Source organism: Rubinisphaera italica (genome assembly GCF_007859715.1).
GTDB lineage: Bacteria > Planctomycetota > Planctomycetia > Planctomycetales > Planctomycetaceae > Rubinisphaera > Rubinisphaera italica.
On sequence record NZ_SJPG01000001.1, the window covers coordinates 2,567,846 to 2,587,135 of the forward strand.

The 19,290-nt window shown below is 47.4% G+C and carries 14 protein-coding genes; 8 read left to right on the forward strand and 6 right to left on the reverse strand.

Going from position 1 to position 19,290, the window contains the following annotated elements; translation table 11 throughout:
* Window positions 1-325 precede the first annotated feature (325 nt).
* Window positions 326-1,141, reverse strand: a complete 816-nt coding sequence (locus Pan54_RS09750; RefSeq protein ID WP_146503305.1) for a hypothetical protein — start codon at window positions 1,139-1,141, stop codon at window positions 326-328.
* A gap of 10 nt (window positions 1,142-1,151) precedes the next feature.
* Window positions 1,152-2,900: a proline--tRNA ligase gene (locus Pan54_RS09755; protein ID WP_146503306.1), complete on the reverse strand. Its 1,749-nt coding sequence runs from the start codon at window positions 2,898-2,900 to the stop codon at window positions 1,152-1,154.
* A gap of 271 nt (window positions 2,901-3,171) precedes the next feature.
* Here Pan54_RS09755 and Pan54_RS09760 point away from each other — a divergent pair, with 271 nt between their 5' ends.
* Together Pan54_RS09760 and rnr are read left to right on the forward strand one after the other, a co-directional pair.
* On the forward strand, window positions 3,172-4,146 hold the full coding sequence (locus Pan54_RS09760; protein WP_146503307.1) for a 3'-5' exoribonuclease YhaM family protein: 975 nt from the start codon (window positions 3,172-3,174) through the stop codon (window positions 4,144-4,146).
* A gap of 30 nt (window positions 4,147-4,176) precedes the next feature.
* Window positions 4,177-6,402: a ribonuclease R gene (gene rnr / locus Pan54_RS09765; RefSeq protein WP_146503308.1), complete on the forward strand. Its 2,226-nt coding sequence runs from the start codon at window positions 4,177-4,179 to the stop codon at window positions 6,400-6,402.
* Between the two features lie 30 nt (window positions 6,403-6,432).
* Here rnr and Pan54_RS09770 read toward each other — a convergent pair whose 3' ends face one another.
* Complete coding sequence (locus Pan54_RS09770; protein ID WP_146503309.1) at window positions 6,433-7,971, reverse strand: PQQ-binding-like beta-propeller repeat protein; 1,539 nt, start codon at window positions 7,969-7,971, stop codon at window positions 6,433-6,435.
* A gap of 186 nt (window positions 7,972-8,157) precedes the next feature.
* On the opposite strand from Pan54_RS09770, the gene Pan54_RS09775 reads away from it, so the two are divergent.
* The 5 genes from Pan54_RS09775 to Pan54_RS09795 all read left to right on the forward strand — a co-directional run bounded on the left by Pan54_RS09775 (window position 8,158) and on the right by Pan54_RS09795 (window position 14,759).
* A complete protein-coding gene (locus tag Pan54_RS09775) occupies window positions 8,158-8,619 on the forward strand; it encodes a RidA family protein (RefSeq protein WP_146503310.1) in 462 nt (153 codons plus the stop codon).
* A gap of 538 nt (window positions 8,620-9,157) precedes the next feature.
* On the forward strand, window positions 9,158-9,823 hold the full coding sequence (locus tag Pan54_RS09780) for a response regulator transcription factor (protein WP_146503311.1): 666 nt from the start codon (window positions 9,158-9,160) through the stop codon (window positions 9,821-9,823).
* Window positions 9,824-10,549: 726 nt separating this feature from the next.
* Window positions 10,550-11,470 (forward strand): formylmethanofuran--tetrahydromethanopterin N-formyltransferase, encoded by a 921-nt coding sequence (gene fhcD, locus Pan54_RS09785; RefSeq protein ID WP_146503312.1) that lies wholly within the window; start codon window positions 10,550-10,552, stop codon window positions 11,468-11,470.
* 100 nt (window positions 11,471-11,570) lie between these two features.
* On the forward strand, window positions 11,571-13,562 hold the full coding sequence (locus Pan54_RS09790) for a hypothetical protein (protein WP_146503313.1): 1,992 nt from the start codon (window positions 11,571-11,573) through the stop codon (window positions 13,560-13,562).
* 18 nt (window positions 13,563-13,580) lie between these two features.
* A complete protein-coding gene (locus Pan54_RS09795; protein ID WP_146503314.1) occupies window positions 13,581-14,759 on the forward strand; it encodes a sulfur carrier protein ThiS in 1,179 nt (392 codons plus the stop codon).
* A gap of 99 nt (window positions 14,760-14,858) precedes the next feature.
* Here the strand turns inward: Pan54_RS09795 and Pan54_RS09800 are convergent, their stop codons facing one another.
* Both Pan54_RS09800 and Pan54_RS09805 read right to left on the reverse strand, forming a co-directional pair.
* Window positions 14,859-16,235, reverse strand: a complete 1,377-nt coding sequence (locus Pan54_RS09800) for a sulfatase-like hydrolase/transferase (RefSeq protein WP_146503315.1) — start codon at window positions 16,233-16,235, stop codon at window positions 14,859-14,861.
* Window positions 16,236-16,305: 70 nt separating this feature from the next.
* A complete protein-coding gene (locus tag Pan54_RS09805; RefSeq protein ID WP_165441693.1) occupies window positions 16,306-17,190 on the reverse strand; it encodes a patatin-like phospholipase family protein in 885 nt (294 codons plus the stop codon).
* A 279-nt stretch (window positions 17,191-17,469) separates the two neighbouring features.
* Here Pan54_RS09805 and Pan54_RS09810 point away from each other — a divergent pair, with 279 nt between their 5' ends.
* Window positions 17,470-18,012 carry a peroxiredoxin gene (locus tag Pan54_RS09810; protein WP_146503317.1) on the forward strand — a complete coding sequence of 181 codons (543 nt, stop codon included), beginning with the start codon at window positions 17,470-17,472 and terminating at the stop codon, window positions 18,010-18,012.
* Window positions 18,013-18,231: 219 nt separating this feature from the next.
* On the opposite strand, the gene Pan54_RS09815 is transcribed toward Pan54_RS09810, so the two are convergent.
* The gene (locus tag Pan54_RS09815) at window positions 18,232-18,930 is read right to left on the reverse strand and encodes a hypothetical protein (RefSeq protein WP_146503318.1); all 699 of its coding nucleotides are present in this window, start codon (window positions 18,928-18,930) and stop codon (window positions 18,232-18,234) included.
* Window positions 18,931-19,290: the final 360 nt, after the last annotated feature.

Below are 19,290 nucleotides of genomic sequence, written 5' to 3' on the forward strand. Positions count from 1 at the left end.
TCGATCTTCGGCACTGATCTCTCTGAAGGGGGGACGGCAGAATGAGAGTCATCATGATTGGAGTGCGAGTGCCGCTCAGGTTCGGGTGAACGGAAGCGAGTTATATCAATGGTGTCAATGTTGTCATGAAAGATCTGAAGCAGACGCTCATAAGCGATACGGATTTTCTGAAATTCATCCGAGCTTTGTTCTGGTCTGAACTTTTTGATCAATCTGCCATAACTTCGCTTCAAGTCTCGGAGACTGAAGTCATCTTCAAGATCAAAAAATTTCTGTGGCTGACTTGGAAGCAATGACCAGTCAGGATTTGAATTGTGGTCATTGCTCATGGGGTTGTTGTAGCTTGCTCTGGTGCAGGTTGTGTGAGACTCTCTGCGGAATTATTCAAAGGCATTATTCCATTACCCTTAGTTTTACTCAGACGCTCAACACTATCCAGATATGCAGTTTCAGCCTCGACATACTCATCGAGTTCACCAACTGTGAGATTTTTTAAAAAAATCTTTTGTCTCAAAAGATTCTGGCGATTTCTCAGACTTGTTTCCATAAGTTGAATCAACTTGGCAAACGCATGGATACTTCTGAGATCTTTTACGACTCGACTGAAATTAGACTCGTCCTCATAAGGCATCTTACCGTAAAATATTCTCTTGACTGCGTCTTGATGTCTAGGATCTTGCGTTAGTGTCCAAACGGGAGCAGAATTAGTGCCGGTAGCAAAATGCTTCGTTGGATTAAATGGTTCAGCTTTCGGAAATTTAAGGATCTCTTCCCTTCGATTAACATAACTCACTTGATAATGATCCTGTCTGTGCAAGCAGGATTTGAGCGAGAAAAAAATAATCGGCAAGCAAATTAACAGGATTGCTCTGAAGATCGTATTTGAAGCATCAGCCTGCTCAGCATTTTCACTGGTCTCAGAAGCCGGTATTGTTTCTCTTGCTCGCCCCTTGAGAATCGTCTTGATTTGCTGAGGAGAGTAAGGAGTAGGATGATAAGTTTTCCTGGAAGCAGACTGGTCCTTAAATTTCCCGACATGTTGATTTCTACGTTTCATGGCGGTATGCGCATCGAGAGGCTGTGGACTCAGCATCCCGATGACATACTTACGTTCGGGGGTCATTTCCGAATTCGCAGTCATCTCGACCTCATCATGTCGCAGAAGGTGCCAGTAGTTCAGCCTTCGCTTCTTTCACCAGTTTGGAAACATATTCGACAGTCTGATCCAGAGGAATCTTTTCAGGACCTTCGGCTGTCCGGGCTTTGACTTCCGCGATGCCTTCCTGCAGGCCTTTTCCGCCGATGACGATGCGGAATGGAATACCGATCAGATCGGCATCTTTGAATTTGACGCCGGGGCGTGCGGGGCGATCGTCGAACAGGACATCAACCCCCTGCCCTTTCAGGTCGGCATACATTTTCTCGGCGATTTTCATCAGTTCTTCGTCATCGGTTTTCAGAGGAATGATCAGCACTTCGTATGGGGCAATTGAAATTGGCCAGAGCAAGCCGTTTTTGTCATGACACGTTTCGGCGAGACCAGCCACAATACGGTTCACACCGATGCCGTAGCATCCCATGATGATCGGTTCGCGTTTTTCATGTTCATTCAGAAATTCTGCACCCAGTGATTCGGAATACTTTGTGCCGAGCTTGAACACGTGACCGACTTCAATGCCATGGACGAATTTCATCGGCTCGCCACTTTTCGGGCATGGATCTCCTTCGCAGGCATCGCGGAGGTCGTAAGTCGTTTCGAGCTGATAGTCTCGACCGAGATTGACGTTCTTATAGTGCTGATCAGTCTCGTTGGCTCCCGAGATGGCATCGGTAATGAGAGGCACATCGTGATCGGCGATCACATCACATTTGATTCCAACGGGACCGGCAAAACCAATGCCAGCATTTGTCACAGATTGAATCGTTTTTTCATCGGCCAGTTCGAGAGATTTGGCTCCTAAAGCCCTTCGGATCTTTCCTTCGTTAGCATCGTGATCGCCGCGAAGCAAAACAGTGACGGGTTTCTCGTCGGCCACATAAATCAGCGTTTTGATCATCTGCTCCGGAGAGCATTTGAGAAACTTACAGACCGCTTCAATGCTGCCGGCCTTCGGAGTGTATACTTTCTCCAGTGCTGCGGAACTGTTTGATCCTGAAAGATCGGGTGTTTTACGGCCTGTTTCTGCACGCTCCAGATTAGCGGCATATCCGCTGGATTCGCAGTAAACAATCTGATCTTCACCATTCTCTGCAGGAATCATGAATTCATGAGAGGCGTCGCCACCAATCGGTCCACTTTCGGCTTCAACCGGAATATATTTCAGACCACAACGCTGGAAAATGCGGCAATAAGCGGCGTACATGGCGTCGTAAGAAGTATTGAGCTGATCCAATGTCGAGGCGAAGCTGTAGGCATCTTTCATCAGAAATTCGCTCGTTCGCAATACTCCGAAGCGTGGGCGTTCTTCGTTACGGAACTTGGTCTGGATCTGGTACAGTGTCAACGGGAGTTGACGATAGCTGTTGATGTGCCGAGAAATGAGGTCGGTAACCACTTCCTCATGAGTTGGCCCCAAAGCCATGTGGACTTTACGATCTCCACGCGTGACATCGAGCCGTACGAGGACCGAGCCGAAGGCTTCGTTGCGCCCGGTACGATCAAACAGTTCAATCGGCTGCAACGCCGGCATGTGCAGTTCGACAGCCCCGGCTGCTTCCATTTCTTCGCGAATAATTTGAGCCGCTTTCTGGACGGAGCGCCAGCCGAGAGGCAGATAAGTGTAAGCTCCTGCCATTAGCTGACGGATGAGGCCGGCCCGCAGCATCAATTGATGACTGGGGATTTCGGCATCGGCTGGAACTTCTTTCATTGTTGGGATCAGGCTTTGAGACCAACGCATGAGACGGCTTTCTATTTGGGAATCTGTAAATTGTTTGACAGGTATTGATCAGGTTGTGTCTGACGAAATCGACTAATGTCGTTGCATTGACACACTCGCTTGCGCTTTGTGCTTGTAAACTAATGGTATGGACGCATGCTCTTCTTTGAGCAGTGTAGCTAATCTGACTCAGACGGAAAGTCTGCGCGAACCTTGTCGCTGGTGGATGGGGTTTCTACACTTGAGGCATTCACTGACCGTCGCAACGTTTTGCAGGAAAAGAATTTGAGGCATGGCACGCCGTTATATCAATGAAATTGCCGATGGAGAATCCATCGAAGAGACTTATGTTCTGGCAGATCGACAACTCCGAGCCAATCGCAATGGAGACATGTATCTGCTGGCCGATTTGCGAGACAAAACCGGTTCCCTGCATGGGTTATTATGGAATATCAATGAAGATCTGGTCTCTCATATTCAGGTGGGCGACTACGTCACCGTTAAGGGGAAGGCTCAACTGTATAACGGCAATTTGCAGATGATTCTTTCGCGAATCGAGGTCATTTCCGAAGAGAGTGTCGACATTACTGAATTTCAGGCAGGTACCAATCAGGATGTCGATCAGTTATTCCAGAAGTTGACGGAAGTTCTTGGAACCCTGGAAGATCCTTCCCTGCGTCATTTGATGCAATGTTATCTCACGGACGAATCGATTTCGGCTCAATTAAAACAGGCTCCTGCGGGAATCAAAGCTCATCATGCCTACCTGGGGGGGTTGCTGGAACATATCGTGAATCTACTGGCTGCAGCCGATGGAATTGTCGGACTGTATCCGAGTGTGAATCGAGATTTATTACTGGCTGGGGTATTCCTGCACGATTTGGGAAAAATTCGAGAACTCGGCTACGATGGCACGTTTGTCTACACAGACGAAGGGCAGCTGATTGGCCATTTGATCATTGGGATTGAAATCCTGAATGAAAAACTGGCCGAAGCTGCGGAAACAGGGGTCGCCGTCAGTGAAGAAAATGTACTGCGACTCAAGCATATGATTGCCAGTCATCACGGAGCCTATGAGTACGGCAGCCCGAAATTACCGATGACGCCGGAAGCGATTGTGTTGCATCATCTGGATAATATCGATGCAAAAGTCAATGAATTTACAGCTTTGATCGAGTCCGATCCCAATCGAAATTCGAGTTGGACCCCCTTCAATCCGCGAATTGACAGGAAGATCTTTAAAGGAAATTCGGAATCCGATTCCTGATTCCCATCAGATGTACAGCGAAAGAAAAATATGGCATCGCTCAAACAGCAGGTTATCGACTATTTATCGCGAGCGAATTATCAGCCTTCAACACTGAAATCGGTTGCTAAAAAACTGGCACTTAAGAAGAAGGATCGTCATAAACTCGATCAGACGATCCAGGAACTGATCGATGGCGGGAAGGTCCAGCAGGGAGAAACCGGCTTACTGCATGTTGTCGACCGGACACATCAGCTGATCGGGATCTTCCGCAAAGTGACCAGCGGTAATGGCTATGTCATTTTGCATGAGCCTAAACCATCAGACATTACCGAAGATATTTTCATTGAACAACGTGATACAGGTGATGCACAAACGGGCGATGAAGTCGCTGTCGCGCTGAATAATCGCAGAAAATCGGGCAATCAGCGATGTGGTCGGATTGCAGAAGTGATTAAGCGAGCCCGAAATCGCTTTGTGGGCGTTTACTTCGAAGAAGAAGGCCAAGGCTACGTCTTCATCGATGGCAAGAATTACGAAGAGGCGATCTGGGTCGGAGACCCCGGAGCCAAGGGAGTCCGGCCGGATGATAAGGTCGTGATCGAGATGGTTCGCTTTCCGAATCATTACGATGTCGGCGAGGCAGTTCTTGTCGAAGTTCTGGGAGATCGGAATCAGCCTGGCGTCGACACTCTGACCGTGATTCACGAGTATGGTCTACCGACGGAATTCTCTGAAGAAGCTCTCGAACAGGCTACTCAACAGACGGAACAATTTGACGAAAAGAATCTCGAAGGACGTCTCGATCTGACTCTCGATCCGGTTGTGACTATTGATCCCATTTCTGCTCGGGACTTCGATGATGCCATCTCACTTGTGAAAACTGACAACGGTCATTTTCATCTGGGTGTGCATATTGCCGATGTCTCTCACTTTGTGACTCCGAATTCTCCACTGGATCGTGAGGCTTACAAGCGGGCAACCAGTGTGTATTTGCCGACGAAAGTGATTCCTATGCTGCCGGAAGTCCTCTCGAATGGACTGGCCAGTTTGCAGCAGGATCGAGTCCGATTTGTGAAGTCGGCTTTCATTGAGTTCAATGCAGAAGGAATTCCGGTTGATACACGGTTCGCCAATTCTGTGATCAAAGTTAAGAAGCGTTTTGCCTATGAGGATGTCTCTGCGTTTCTAAAGAATCCAGAGAAATATCGTGGTCAGTACGGTGAGACAATTACCGATCTGCTACTCAACATGCAGGATCTGGCTCGGAAGCTGCGAAAGCGTCGGTTCGATTCGGGTGCACTCGAGTTGAGTATGCCGGAGATCAAGCTCTCGTTTGATGCGGATGGAAAAGTCACAGGAGCATTTGAAGCTGATCATGATGAGAGTCATCAGATTATTGAAGAGTTCATGCTGGCTGCAAATATTGCTGTGGCAACTTCGCTGAATGACCGTGGCGTCAGTTTTCTACGACGGACGCATGGCGATCCTTCGGCCGAGAAGATGAAGGCGTTCAGTGAGTTTGTGGAGTCACTGGGGCTCTCGTTAACGCGATCGCAGAGCCGACATGATATCCAGGAGTTACTCGATGCAACTGCTGGCACGCCTTTACAGAAGGCTGTGCACTTTGCTTTTCTGCGCAGTCTACAGCAAGCGGAATACTCTCCTGAAGAAGTCGGCCATTATGCTTTGGCGGCTGAGCAGTATTGCCATTTCACCAGTCCGATTCGTCGCTATCCAGATTTGACGATCCATCGAATTGTCGATCGATTACTCATTCGCGGAGAAAAATACAAAGGGGAGAATCCCGAGTTTCTGAATAAAGTTGGCATCCACTGCAGTGATATGTCCCGACGAGCAGAACGAGCAGAGCGGGAGTTGACGAAGCTGAAGTTACTGGAATACATCGAACAGTTTGTTGGCCAGGAATTTGATGCCGTCGTGACTGGGGTGGAGCGATTTGGGATCTTCTGCCAATGTCTGGAAGTCCCAGCCGAGGGGATGGTGCATATCAGCTCATTGTCGGACGTCGACCAGTTCTATTTTGATCGCGATTTGAAATGCCTCATCGGCAAACGGACAGACATTCGTATTCGATTGGGAATGACCGTACGCGTCAAAATTACGCATGTCGATGTCGATCGCCGCGAACTGGACATGATGCTCATCAAAGTGATTGAAGAGAAATCTCCAAGAAAACGCAGCTCAGCCAAAAAACGCCCGAATAAAAAGACGGTTCCTAAGAAAAAACCGAATCCTAAAAAACGACGTCGATAAATAGTACCGCGGTTCAATGGAGCCTGGCTCTTATTTTGTCAGGTCATAACAGAGCAAAAGATCCTGATCTCTCAGGAAGAGTTTGCCATCGACAACAACAGGCCGCGCCCAAGCCATTTTGGAACTGCGTTCCGGCTGATCGAACTGGCTGATTTGTTTGAATTCCTGTGAATTGCATTCGATCAGATACATCGGACCATTTTCACTGCGAAAATAGAGATTGCCATCCGCAAAAGTAATAGCTCCTTTGCCGTTTCCAGAGAGGCGATCCTGCCAGGTGATGGCTCCGGTTTGAGCATTAAGGCAGGTCAGAATGTTATCGTTGGCTCCATAGATGAAACCATCGACTTCGACCATTCCGCCATGATGGTTTTTCATTTTTTCGGTTTTGTAAACCAATCGGGGACGCGGAGAGTTGTCACCCAAATCAAGCAAAGCCCCCCCTGTCCCGTATCCAGAAGCATAAAACACCTTGTTTCCGAGATCGATTGGAGAACTGCAATTTGCGGTGCCATTGGAAGCATTGTCATCGCCCCAGAGTGCTCGTCCGGTTTGTGCATCGACTCCAAACAAACCGTTGTGGCAAAAGTTGATGTATTGGGGCTTGCCATTGATGGTTGCTTTGATTGCTGAGGCATAACCCGTTTTTGGATTGCCAGGGATTGCTGCCTGCCAGAAGACATCTCCCGATCGTTTATTGAGTGCAACCATCGTCGCTCGGTCACCTCCAGGAGTGACAATGACTTTATCACCGTCAATCAGTGGTGATTCTGAAATCCCCCACACGATATTGGATGCTGAAAATCGATCCAGAATATTCACAGTCCACATCAGGTTTCCCCGCTCGGAGATACAACTCAGGTCTCCGGAGGCCCCTAAAGTGTAGAGTGTTCCATTATCAAATGTGGGAGTGCTGCGAGGACCGTTTCCCTGCCCATCCTGAAAGATCTCCCCCTGCCTTACCGACCAGAGTTCCTGACCGGTATTTGCATCTAATGAGATGATCGCTTCCTGACCTGCACGCGTTCCCATCGTGAAAATTTTGCCGTTGCCCAGACTGACTGCTGAGTACCCTTCACCCAGATTCCGTGCCGTCCATAGAAGTTTTGGACCATTTTGAGGCCAGGATTTCAGCAATCCGGTTTCTGGAGAACGGTTCTTACGATCCGGTCCAAGAAATTGAGTCCACTGGGACTCCGCTGTTTTTTCCGTTGAATTGTTGGTCATCTCCGTTTTCGAACTGGAGGACCCCGCAGATGTGTCAGTAGAAAGAGTTGCGGCATCGATTTTATAGAGTCGTTGAGCCTGCCCAGTGGAGGAGGTGAAAACAGTGACCAGATCGCCAACGATGATATCTGTAACACTTCCGGGACGCCGATTGACCGTGACTTTAAAATTCCGATCAGAAATATCAAAAGTTTGTTCGCTCTTATCGATTGTTGATAGAATTGAAATTCGTGTATTGTTGCCAGAGATCTTTGTGACCCGACCTGTAAATGTCTTCGCTTCAACGAAACTGACACCCAGGAACAATAGAGCAAACGTCAGGGTGAAGAAACCACGAAGCATGGCAGGATCCTTATTGGTAGATTCCATTGGTATTCAACGAAAAGACGTGAGAGATTGCGAATGCATGATCTTAAGAACATCATCACTGAATTTACTATTGCGAAATCACGATAAGATTACAATAGCTTTCAAATAACGGAACGAACTCCTTTACCTAAACGCCGCATTGTAAAGATTGTCTCAAAAATGAATGAATTGATCAAAAAAAAATTCTCTGATCTGGGTTTGACGCTTCCACCGGCTCCTGAAGCTGTTGGTTCCTATACTCCGGTTCTAAAAACGGGTTCGCTCGTTGTGACGAGTGGCCAATTGCCAACCATAGGCAAAGAGTTGGCTTTTCGGGGTAAAGTTGGACACGATTTAACCCGTGATGATGGCCGCAGTGCCGCTGAGGTCGCCTGCTTGAATGCTTTAGCTCAAATCAACAAGGTGATAGGGGGCTTGGAAAACGTAAAGCAAATTGTAAGGCTCGAAGGATTTGTACAATCGACAGATGATTTTACGGATCAGCCCTATGTCATGAACGGAGCCTCAGATTTATTATTGAAATTGTTTGGAGATGCTGGTCTGCATACTCGGTTCGCAATTGGCTGCAACGCCTTGCCACTGAATGCAGCCGTTGAACTTGCACTTTGGGTTGAAGTTTAAGACCAAATCAACCAACTGGCAATTGGCGCAATCCCCATTAGCGCACGAACAAACACCGCATATCGAGAAAAGTCGAATACGGTGTTTCTCTGTACGAGCTGATACTGCGACGAAGAAGCCTACTTCTTATGTCGAATTTTCGCGCGCATACGTCTTTTTTTACGACCGATTTTTCGACGTCCTTTACCTGTCTTCTTCGTACCCATGCAGTAAATACCCTCTCTGGAATGTTTTATAGTAGTGAGTCTTTGACGAAAATAATTGCCTGACACAAAGTTATCAAACCGTGCAGGAATATGCAAACAGGATGATCCGAAGCTGGATTTCATCCGTTTAAGGAATCATCGCTTAGAAGGAGAAGTCTGCAAATTAAGAAAAACTGCGGACAGAACTTCATATGTGAACTTGCGACACGTAAAAGATCGTATACCATGGAGATGCAGAATTTTCATTCTGTTTAGTGGAATTGACTTCCCTTCTCCCCACTACTCATTCATCAATTTCTGGTGATTCATAAATTTTTCTCGGTATCTCCATAATGAATTCTACTTCAAATGCTAGACAGAACGAAGGGATTTCCAGTCCTCAAACTGTGTTTATCATTGATGACAACACAGATGTGCGGGAATCGCTGTCATTTCTTCTAAGATCGGTTCAGTTGAATGTCGAGACCTTCTCGTCGGGACCAGAGTTTCTGAATTCGATAGATCCTCGCACTGATTGCTGTGCTATTATCGACATTTTAATGCCGACAATGTCTGGTACAGAGTTGTTAAGGGAGCTAAAGAAGAAAAAAATCTTCTTTCCAGTCATCATGCTCACGGCCCATGCTGATGTGCCGGTTGCAGTCGAGTCGATGCGTTTGGGAGCTTATCATTTTCTGCAGAAGAATTGTTTGGAGCAGGAGTTGATAGACTGTGTACAGAATGCATTGAGATTCAGTCGTTCGGTTCATCACGATTGCCGCAATGAAATAGAAATGCATAAGCTTCTGGAAAGTTTATCGAATCGAGAAAAGCAGGTGATGGATCTTGTTGTTGAAGGGCAAACCAGTCGACAGGTTGCTGAAAACCTCGGGATTGCTGTAAAGACCGTCGATGCTCATCGTGCCAACATGATGAAAAAGCTTAATGTCAACAATGTTGCTGAGTTGATTCATAAGGTTATTATGTACCGCCCAGATGAAGATTCTTCGGAATCCTGAGGCCTGCGTATCTCAATCGGGCATCTGTTGTGCTATTTTTATGGTTGTGTGGCAGATGTTTGGCTGGAAATTGAGCAGGCAAACGGTCTCAAAACTACTCAAGTAAACTACAAATTGCGATGGGTGTGAGATAACCTGATAATTGAATGCGTCTTATTCTTGATGTCGCTTGGATTCGCACTTCTGTTTTTCTTTTGGAGACCAGCGGATCGATCCAATTCAAGATGCAGACTAAAAAATCTCAATATTAGACGAAAGTGCCTGCTCTTTTGTCGAATGCATGAATCATTAAACCGAAATCTAAGCTGGAATGCAGCACTGGAAAATGGTTCCCATTAAATTAAAGCCTCGAGTTGTGTGCCACTGGCACCCTACTATTTAGTTGAAACGGGACACTATACCGCGTTCCAAATGAAAACCGGAGAATTTCAACGATTTTTTAGAACACTGGTTATCACCAGATGAATACCGGAAAATAATCAAACGCGGATGGCGGGGCGCTCTCGAAGAGAAGCCCCCGAATCGTTGAACTTCCGGGGGCCTCCGCCACCCCGGAGGTTGTGTTCAAGATGTTACAGGAAATCCGGTTTCCAATTGGAACAGGGTTTAGTGCGTCTTCCGTACTGATAAATTGGGTTAATGATTTTATACAGCACGAGGATGGAGTGCGTTTCAGTTTTTAGCGCCCCAAATAGAACCCTGACAGGGTACCAGGAAGTGTTTGAAATGACGGATCGCATCAGTTGGCATGGTACTTTTGTCACGAACACGTTCGCCGAGGCATTTTCGGTCACCGGTACCAGGGTCATAATTACCGCTGCAACAGAAAACTGGACGAGAATTGTTGCAAGCGAAGTCACCGGTTATGGCACAAGTGTAATTGCCTGTGATGCAGAAGCAGGGGTCGATAGATATCTGACTCCTGAACAAACTCCCGACGGACGTCCTGGTGTTGCGGTGATGTTTTTCGCATTCAATTTGGAATCACTGGCCAAAGCCGTCGTCAAACGAATTGGACAATGCGTTCTGACTTGCCCGACGACAGCCGTTTACGACGGTGTTGATGAGCCGATGGACGCTGAGAAACGGATCGATCTGGGGAAACAACTTCGCTACTTTGGAGATGGTTTTCAGGCATCCAAAGTGATTGGAGAGCGTCGTTACTGGCGAATTCCAGTTATGGATGGGGAATTTCTCTGCGAAGAACAAATTGGTTCATTTCGCGGAGTGGCTGGAGGAAATCTGTTGATTGGCGGAGAGAATCAACTCTCTGCATTGCAGGCTGCAGAGCAAGCTGTTCAAGCGATGCGGAATTGTCCGCAGGTGATTATGCCCTTCCCCGGTGGTATTGTCCGTAGTGGAAGTAAGGTGGGTTCTCGGTATCAGGCTCTCAGAGCCAGTACGAATGATGCTTACTGCCCGACTTTAAAACCTCGCACCAAAACAGATCTGTTGCCTGAGACATCGGCGGTTTATGAGATCGTTATTGATGGCCGGTCGGCTGAGCATGTGGGAGAGGCGATGCGAGCGGGGCTTGCGACACTGGCTGATTTATCAGGTGTCACTGAAGTCTCTGCAGGAAATTATGGTGGAAAACTGGGGAAGCATCATTTCCATCTGCGTGAGATACTCGATAAGTTTAGTTGATATCATCAAATTTATTAGTCTGTGATCTCTTAAGAGAAAATATAATCATCTTCAAGATTCCCCTGCCAACCCGACCATTCTCGCCTGAGCCAGCACCTATATGAGCATCTCTGAATCCAAGATCACCCCAAAAAACGGTCCATTCCTACTCAATTCGTCGCAGGGTGAAATTCTTATCATCGCAATATTGATTGCGTTAAATGCGGGACTATTATTGGCTCGTCTGGGATCATCGTCAGCCTTGGGAAGTGCGAATGATCGTTCCCGCTGGTGTACTGTCTGGTCGATTTCTGCTCGGGGGACTTTCCAGATTGATGAAATTATTCAGCGTTCCGGTTGGGATTCGATCGATAAAGTGAGGCACGAAGGTCATTTTTATTCAACGAAGCCGCCATTGTATCCGACGATGCTTGCTGGTCTCTATCGGCTGATCAATCAAGTGACTGGCTGGAGTTTAATCACGGAAACGGAAACGGTTTCCCGATTGATTCTATTGCTGGCAAATTTGATTCCCTTCTGGATCGCTTTGTTTGTCTTCTGGAAACTCCTGCTGCTCTATGAATTTCCTGCGGAAGTTCGAGTGATCATACTTGCAATGCTGGCCTTTGCGACTCCGTTTTTGCCTTATCTGACCGTACTCAATAATCACACGATCGCAGTTGTGACTCTCATTTTTGCGATCTATCCTGCCGCACGAATTCAAAAAGCCCACGCAACTCATGAATTGCTTTCAAGCCGCAAACTCGCCCTGCTTTATATGAATGCTGGTTTTTTCGCAGCTTTCACATGCTGTAATGAACTTCCTGCTGGCTTATTTGGAATTGCGATTTTTCTTGTTCTCTGCAAGGTGGATTGTAAGCGAACCTGGATGTGGTTTGTGCCCGCTGCGCTGGTTCCGCTGATCGCTTTTTTCGTAACCAACATCATTGTGACTGGCGGTTGGAAACCGTTTTATCTGTATTACGGCACTGAAAAATATGTCTACGAGCATCTGGGAATCCCGAGTTACTGGGCTGAACCTCGCGGAGTTGATCGCGCACGAGATACTGTACCACAATATCTATTTCACTGTCTGGTCGGACATCACGGCATCTTTTCACTCACGCCCATATTCTTACTGGCAATTCCCGGTTTCATTCGAGGGCTTCGTTCAAAAATCAGCTGGCAACGTATTTGGCATCTGATTGGTTTACTCCTCACTCTGGCGATTCTGGCTTTCTACTGGAAACGGACTGAGAATTACAATTATGGTGGCGTGAGTGTCGCTTTGCGGTGGACACTATGGTTGACACCTTTCTGGATGCTGGCGATTGCTGAGACTATGCGATGTTGCTCCATACGAAAATGGATAGCAATTTGCCTGCTGATCCTCACCCTGCCTTCCATGTACACTGCCTGGGGGCCGTGGAATACACCATGGCAACAACCCTGGTTGTTCAATGCAATGTCATCTCAAGGCTGGATTGATTACTCCGATCCCCCTCCGAAGCTCGAAAAACCAGCCCATAGTTGGTTAATCACTTTGCCTCAGTCAACTGAGGTTGATAAAGATTACTGGGTCGAGTTTATCACAGGGGAAAGCACATTACTGCGCATTGCCGATGCCGGCCCATCAGAATTTGAAGGTCAGCCAGCTCGAAAAATGACTATCGTGGAGCGAGATCATAATGATCAGCCTTTGAGGTCGCGAGAGTTGACTGTCAATACGCAAAGGGTTTTAGCTGGGAAAGATCCAGATCAGTTTTTGCTGGATTGGACGGACTCCAAAGCGAATACGACCAGAAATGATCAGGTCGTCTTTCTGAGGGGAATTCCTACATCGCGAACTTATCATCGAAATTTTGATCGTTACGTTTTCATTCCCGTTCGAGACGATGCGTTTCGATGTTTGCGACTCGCGGCTAATGTGTGGGATCCCCAGGCGATCCCTGAGAAATCTCGAATTGAGCGAGTTGATTTGTGGCTCTCTGAAGAAATTCCGTTTGGATTGGCGAAGATGCTGCAATCGGTTTCTACCAGCCCTGGCCGGGATTTAGTTTCACGAAAGAGCTGGCGAGCAGTAAAATTTAATGTTGTGGAATCCACACAGTAGTCTGACAGGGGATGGATCATGAAATGGCTGATGGCGCTCTCGATCACTTTCTTTCTCAATTCTTCAGCCTGGGCCGTTGAGCCTCCTCTCGTCGAAAAATATCTACTCTCTGGGGACCTTTCCAATGGAGAGCTTGTTCTCGAAGCGGCATTGGTCGATGCACCTGATAACGATCAGGTTCGCTTTGGACTGGGAGTGATCCGCCTGGTTCGCGGTGTCGAACGACTTGGTCAATCGTTAACATTTTACGGCGTGAAAACAACGCGAGTACCAGTATTGAGGTTACCTGTCCCCAGGAATCCCAATCCTGCAGTGATTACCTACACCGCTTTCCGTCGAATGCTCGACGACTTTTATAACGATCTTGAGTCTGTCGAAGAGACACTGTCTGCAATAACGGATGACAATGTTCAACTTCCATTGCATCTGAATAAAATCCATCTGGACCTGGATGGTAATGGGAAAGCCAATGAAGAATTCGGAGTGATTCTGAAATCCGTCGTCAGGCAGGATTTTGAATTTCTGAAAGAAAATCCCGATTTTGAAGTGCACTTCGACCGCGGAGATGTCGCCTGGTTACGGGCGTATTGTCATCTCGTGATGTCGATGCTCGATATGATGCTCGTGATGGATACTGAGGAATCTTTCAATATTACTGCTCACGATTGGTTTGAGAAGCCCGAACACAGATATGAAGGGACGCGGCAGGAGCAGTGGAAGAAACTAAGAGAAGTCAATAATGCGATTTATGTCAAAGAACCTTTACGCTTCAATCGTTTTCGCCTGCATCTGATTGCGGTGACGGAACTCAACCATGAAACCTGGAAACATATCCGACTGGAAGAAGATGATCAGTTGGAATGGCTGCCTAATCCTTCACAAAAGGGAGTGCTAGGACTCCCCGTTCGCGAGGAAATGATTGATGCGTGGCTGGCGATGATGGACGAGTTCAAGCGACTACTGGAAGGACAGAAAACCTTTCCGCGAATATTTGACATGCAAAAAAACGGCAAAGGTTTGAACTTCAAAATTATGCTGACTGATCCACCTGAAAAAATCGATTACGACAGTTCTCCTGACGAATGGCCAGACAAGTATTTTACAGATGATCCCGACGTGGACCTGCAGTTGCTTTTTCGTGTTTTTGGAATGTTCAGCAATCCGGCAGCCGTTGGATATTCGATCTGGTTCAACTAGAGCAGATTCAAAAATTACATGCAGCGTTCAGCATGAGCAAACACAGGGTCATAAGGACATTTGGTGTCCATGCGACTGCAGATACCCTTTGAAAATGGTCTAGGGAAGCTGATCAACCTCGCCCGGCTTCTGCCAGGGGACTTCGCCGTAGTATTGAATTTGACGTCTGAGGGCAGTCGACAATTCGTTGAAGATTTTGGGAGCCTTTTTCGACATCTCTTTTTGCTCCAGCGGATCGTTTTTCAGATTGTAGAGTTCGAGAGGCTGGAAGGGACTGTTCTGCAGCAATTTCCAATCCCCACGAATGACGGCTTCGATTGTTTTTCCGCCATAACGATTCCCCCCTTCTCTACGTGTGAAAAAGAGATGCTGGCGTAAATTGTCCTGGGGTTTCCCAAGTAATGTCGGCAGGAAGGATTTACTGTCGAGTTTGTCTTTGCTCTCGTATTCGATTCCAGCCGCTTCAAGGAGTGTCGGGAAAATGTCCATGCTCATCACGCGCAGTTTTGAGCGTGATCCCGCTTGAATCTTTCCTGGCCAGACTGCTCCGCCGGGAACTTTCAGACCACCTTCGTAAACACTCTGTTTGCCATCGCGGAGAGGGCCGTTGTTTGCACCAACCTCTATCTGCCCACCATTGTCGGATGTGAAAACAACGAGCGTATTTTCTTTTTGCCCAGTTTGTTCGAGACAATTGAGAACCTTGCCGATGCCATCATCGAGATGTTCGATCAATGCCACCAGTTTGGCACGTTTATCAGAAATGCCGGGTTCGCGCTCTTTTACTTTTTGGAACCATTCTTCTGGTGGTTGAATCGGTGTGTGAGGAGCATTGTAAGCCAGATAAAGGAAGAACGGCTGTTCTTTATTTTGTGCCCGTTGTTGAAGATACTCACAACTCCATTGAGTAAACAAATCGGTGGCGTGTCCTTTGGGATCGATCGTTTCATTATCCAGCCGCATATAGTTGATATCGTGGCGGCGGTGATCGTAATAGTCATCCATCATGTCGCCGAGATAGCCGTGGAAATGATCGAACCCGCGATCATTCGGACGATTCGGCTGCTCCAGTCCCAGATGCCATTTCCCTACAATAGCCGTGTGATAGCCAGAATCTTTAAGGACGGATGCAATTGTTGTGCAATCTGGAGCCAGATAACCCCAGCTGTTTTCGCTATGAGTCCGAATCACCCCCGGCACGCCCACACGATCCTGATACATCCCCGTCAGCAAAGCGGCTCGGGTTGGCGAACAGACCGGACAGTTCGCATAAAAATTATCAAACCGCATCCCTTCGGTCAGGAACTGATCGACGTGCGGTGATTTTAAATCAGTTGCTCCGTATGCCGATAAATCTCCATAACCAAGATCATCAACCAGAATGACAATCAGATTCGGTGATTGAGCGGCCAGTGTCATATTCTGTGACCAACTCAAGATTAGCAGGCAGATCGTAAGAGATTTGATGTAGCGCATGAAGTTCCTCATTATCCAATAGCAAGACTTGAATTGTTGTTTTGATTCCTGATGAAGAGCCTGATTTTGCTCATCCAATGATTCGCTTAATCTGGTCCATTTGCCCGATGGCGGCATGATGGCCAAGTTCAATTAATCGCGGAGCAGCTGAAAAATCGTACCAGGGGACATGGGCAACATTCGGACGGATGACAACCGACGCGTGCGGCCGGACTTGTTTTCGCCAGTAATTCTCGCCAATTTCATCGACGCGAATCAATACTTCCAAAGCCGTTGAGGGACGAATGCCGGGAGTGATTTCCGTATTCACCTCGACGGCTATAACGGGTGCATCGCCATAGGATTGAGCGATTCGAGCAGGTAGCGAGCAGAATGTACCGGTGTCGCACAATAATAAGTCGTTAAAAGGGACCGGCGGAAAGATTCCCGGCAATGAAGACGATCCGCGGACGGCATCGCGTACCGAACCATTCTCGATCACCACCTGATGTCCACTGAGTAAATCGACCGCGACAATCGAAAGCGGAATCGGTAGTGACTCGATGTTGACGTCTTCCAGTAAATTTATGACGACATCTTCCAGTAAAACCCCCGGCAGCATGCCCGGTTGTGTAATGATGCGTCGAAACAAGCTGTTCGCCTTTAAAAACTGCTGGATTCGCATGTACCAGGCAAAATATCCGCTCGTTTCTCCATCAGCAGACTCACCTTTAATTCCAAAAAGAGTATTCTGATGAACCTGGAAACGCTCGGAAAGCAAATAGTGCAAAGCATCGCGTCGGATCTCAGAAATATCTTTGCCGCTCGCGATCAGTGCTCCAACAAGGCTGCCCATGCTTACGCCGACGATACGTTTGATTCGATAACCTGCTTTTGTTAGCGCATCGATCACCCCCAGGTGAGCCAGTCCCCGGGCTCCACCTCCACCTAATGCCAATGTAATATCTTGACTCACGTGTAACCTGCCTGAAATTCCAAATCTCAAATGAAAGAATTCTAATACGTACATTGTAACGGACCGCTGGCACTGAGGAAATTGCCAGACGAAGTTGCGGGAGGGTTGAATGGTCCAAGCTCAGGACTATACTTTGTCAAAGGAATGCTTGTTCAAATCGCATCAACTCCCGTGTTACACGGTCAGCTTTCGTTGATGCGTTCACGATGTACAAAGACCGGCGGGTCGGATGTCATCGACTACTGTACAGAGAAACCACAAACACCTCAGGAGAAAACCATGTCCGCACAAATCGGTCAACCAGCACCAGAATTCGAACTTCAGGCTTACAACCGCGACAAAGACAACACCGACGGTCAATTTTCAACCGTCTCTCTTTCAGGATTGAAGGGGAAATGGGTTTGCCTGTTCTTCTATCCTCTCGATTTCACATTTGTTTGCCCGACCGAAATTGTCGCATTCAACGAAGCATTGGGCGAATTCGATGATCGCGATTGTGCGTTGTTGACCGCCAGCACCGACAGTGCCTACAGCCACAAAGGCTGGTGTGACAGTCACGAAGGCCTCGGCAAATTGAAGTACCCGATGCTGGCCGATACCAATCACAATCTGTCACGAGCTTACGGTGTGCTGCATCCTGAAAAAGGAATTGCTTACCGCGGCATTTTCCTGATCGATCCTAACGGCGTATTACGATACATGGCCGTCCACGATTTGGGTGTTGGTCGAAATGTCGAAGAAGTTCTGCGAGTTCTCGATGCTCTGCAGACTGATAAACTCTGCCCATGCAACTGGAAAAAGGGTGACGAAACGATTAATTAAATCGGAGCCGGAAAATGTCCCCTCTCCCTCTGGGGGAGGGTTAGGGTGAGGGAAAATCGATGTCATACTTTAGTATGAACGTCTAAAAAAAAAACCTCAACCGACCTTCGGTCACCTTCTCCCCAAGGAGAAGGAAAGACTATGCAACCATTTTGTTTTCACACAAAAAAACGGCAGTCCCAATGACTGCCGTTTTTTATTTGCATGATCAACAATTGATTATTTTTTCTTGGCTTTTTCAATGCGTTCTTCTTCCTTGCGGCCTTTCAGTGCCTGCAATTCCTCGGATTGCCCCCAGACATAGAACAGGAATCCTGCGACAACTCCAACAGCAGTTGCCGATAAGACAGCAGCCGGGCTATTGGTGAAGGTCGAGTTTTCGGTAGCCGCCTGAGTTGTCAGGATCAAGCCGACGAGGCTGATAATCAGTCCTTGAGAATCCGTCAGAATTTGAGCAAGGCTGAATCCGCCATGCATCAAGACAGCCAACTTGGCCAGAACCAGTTGAAGTGCAAAGCTGACCACGCCACTCACCATAAACGTGAATGCCAGCCAGTGAAACCAGGAAAATGACAGGAACTCGGCCATCTTATAAATCGGCTCTAAGACACCAGCTGAGTACTCCTGAGCCTGTTCTGATTCATCAACCTGGTTAGCAATTTCTTCGGTCTTTTTGCTTGCCATATCGATAGCATCTTTGGTTGTTTCCTTAATTTTCTCCACGGCTTCTTCAGTTGTTTCCGTCATTGTCGGAGTCGTGGATGATGCTTCGGGAGTCATCGTTTCGGAAGTCGATGCAGGCGTCGCTTCAGTGGTAGTGACAGGATCGGGAGCCGTGACTTCCGGCTGAGCCAGGCAAGTTGAGAACATTGCCAATGCAAACATGGACATCAAAAACGGGGTGCGAAGTGAATTCATCTTGTTCTCCTGAGCGCAAATCTTAGTGGGATTGGATGGGGTGAATTTGAAATCCGTCGAAAGTCTCAACAGGCCCTCTCCATAGAGTTATTCGTACGAGTCACTTCAATCTTAATCGATTTTTTGAAAAAGTAGACAGCTTTTGTGAAAGACTGGATCAAGGAATCATAAAATTTTAGACATGGGCGAGAAATCAACATGCGATAATGTCACTTAGTGGCTGTGTTGTCGTGGCAACACGAAAGTTTCTCAATTTTCAATGAGATTGGAGTTTCCGGTAAATAGTGGACTCCGCATGGAGAGGGTATGCTCTCAGAGAAGAGGCGAGTTAGCCGGATTCATCATATGCTGATTAACAGA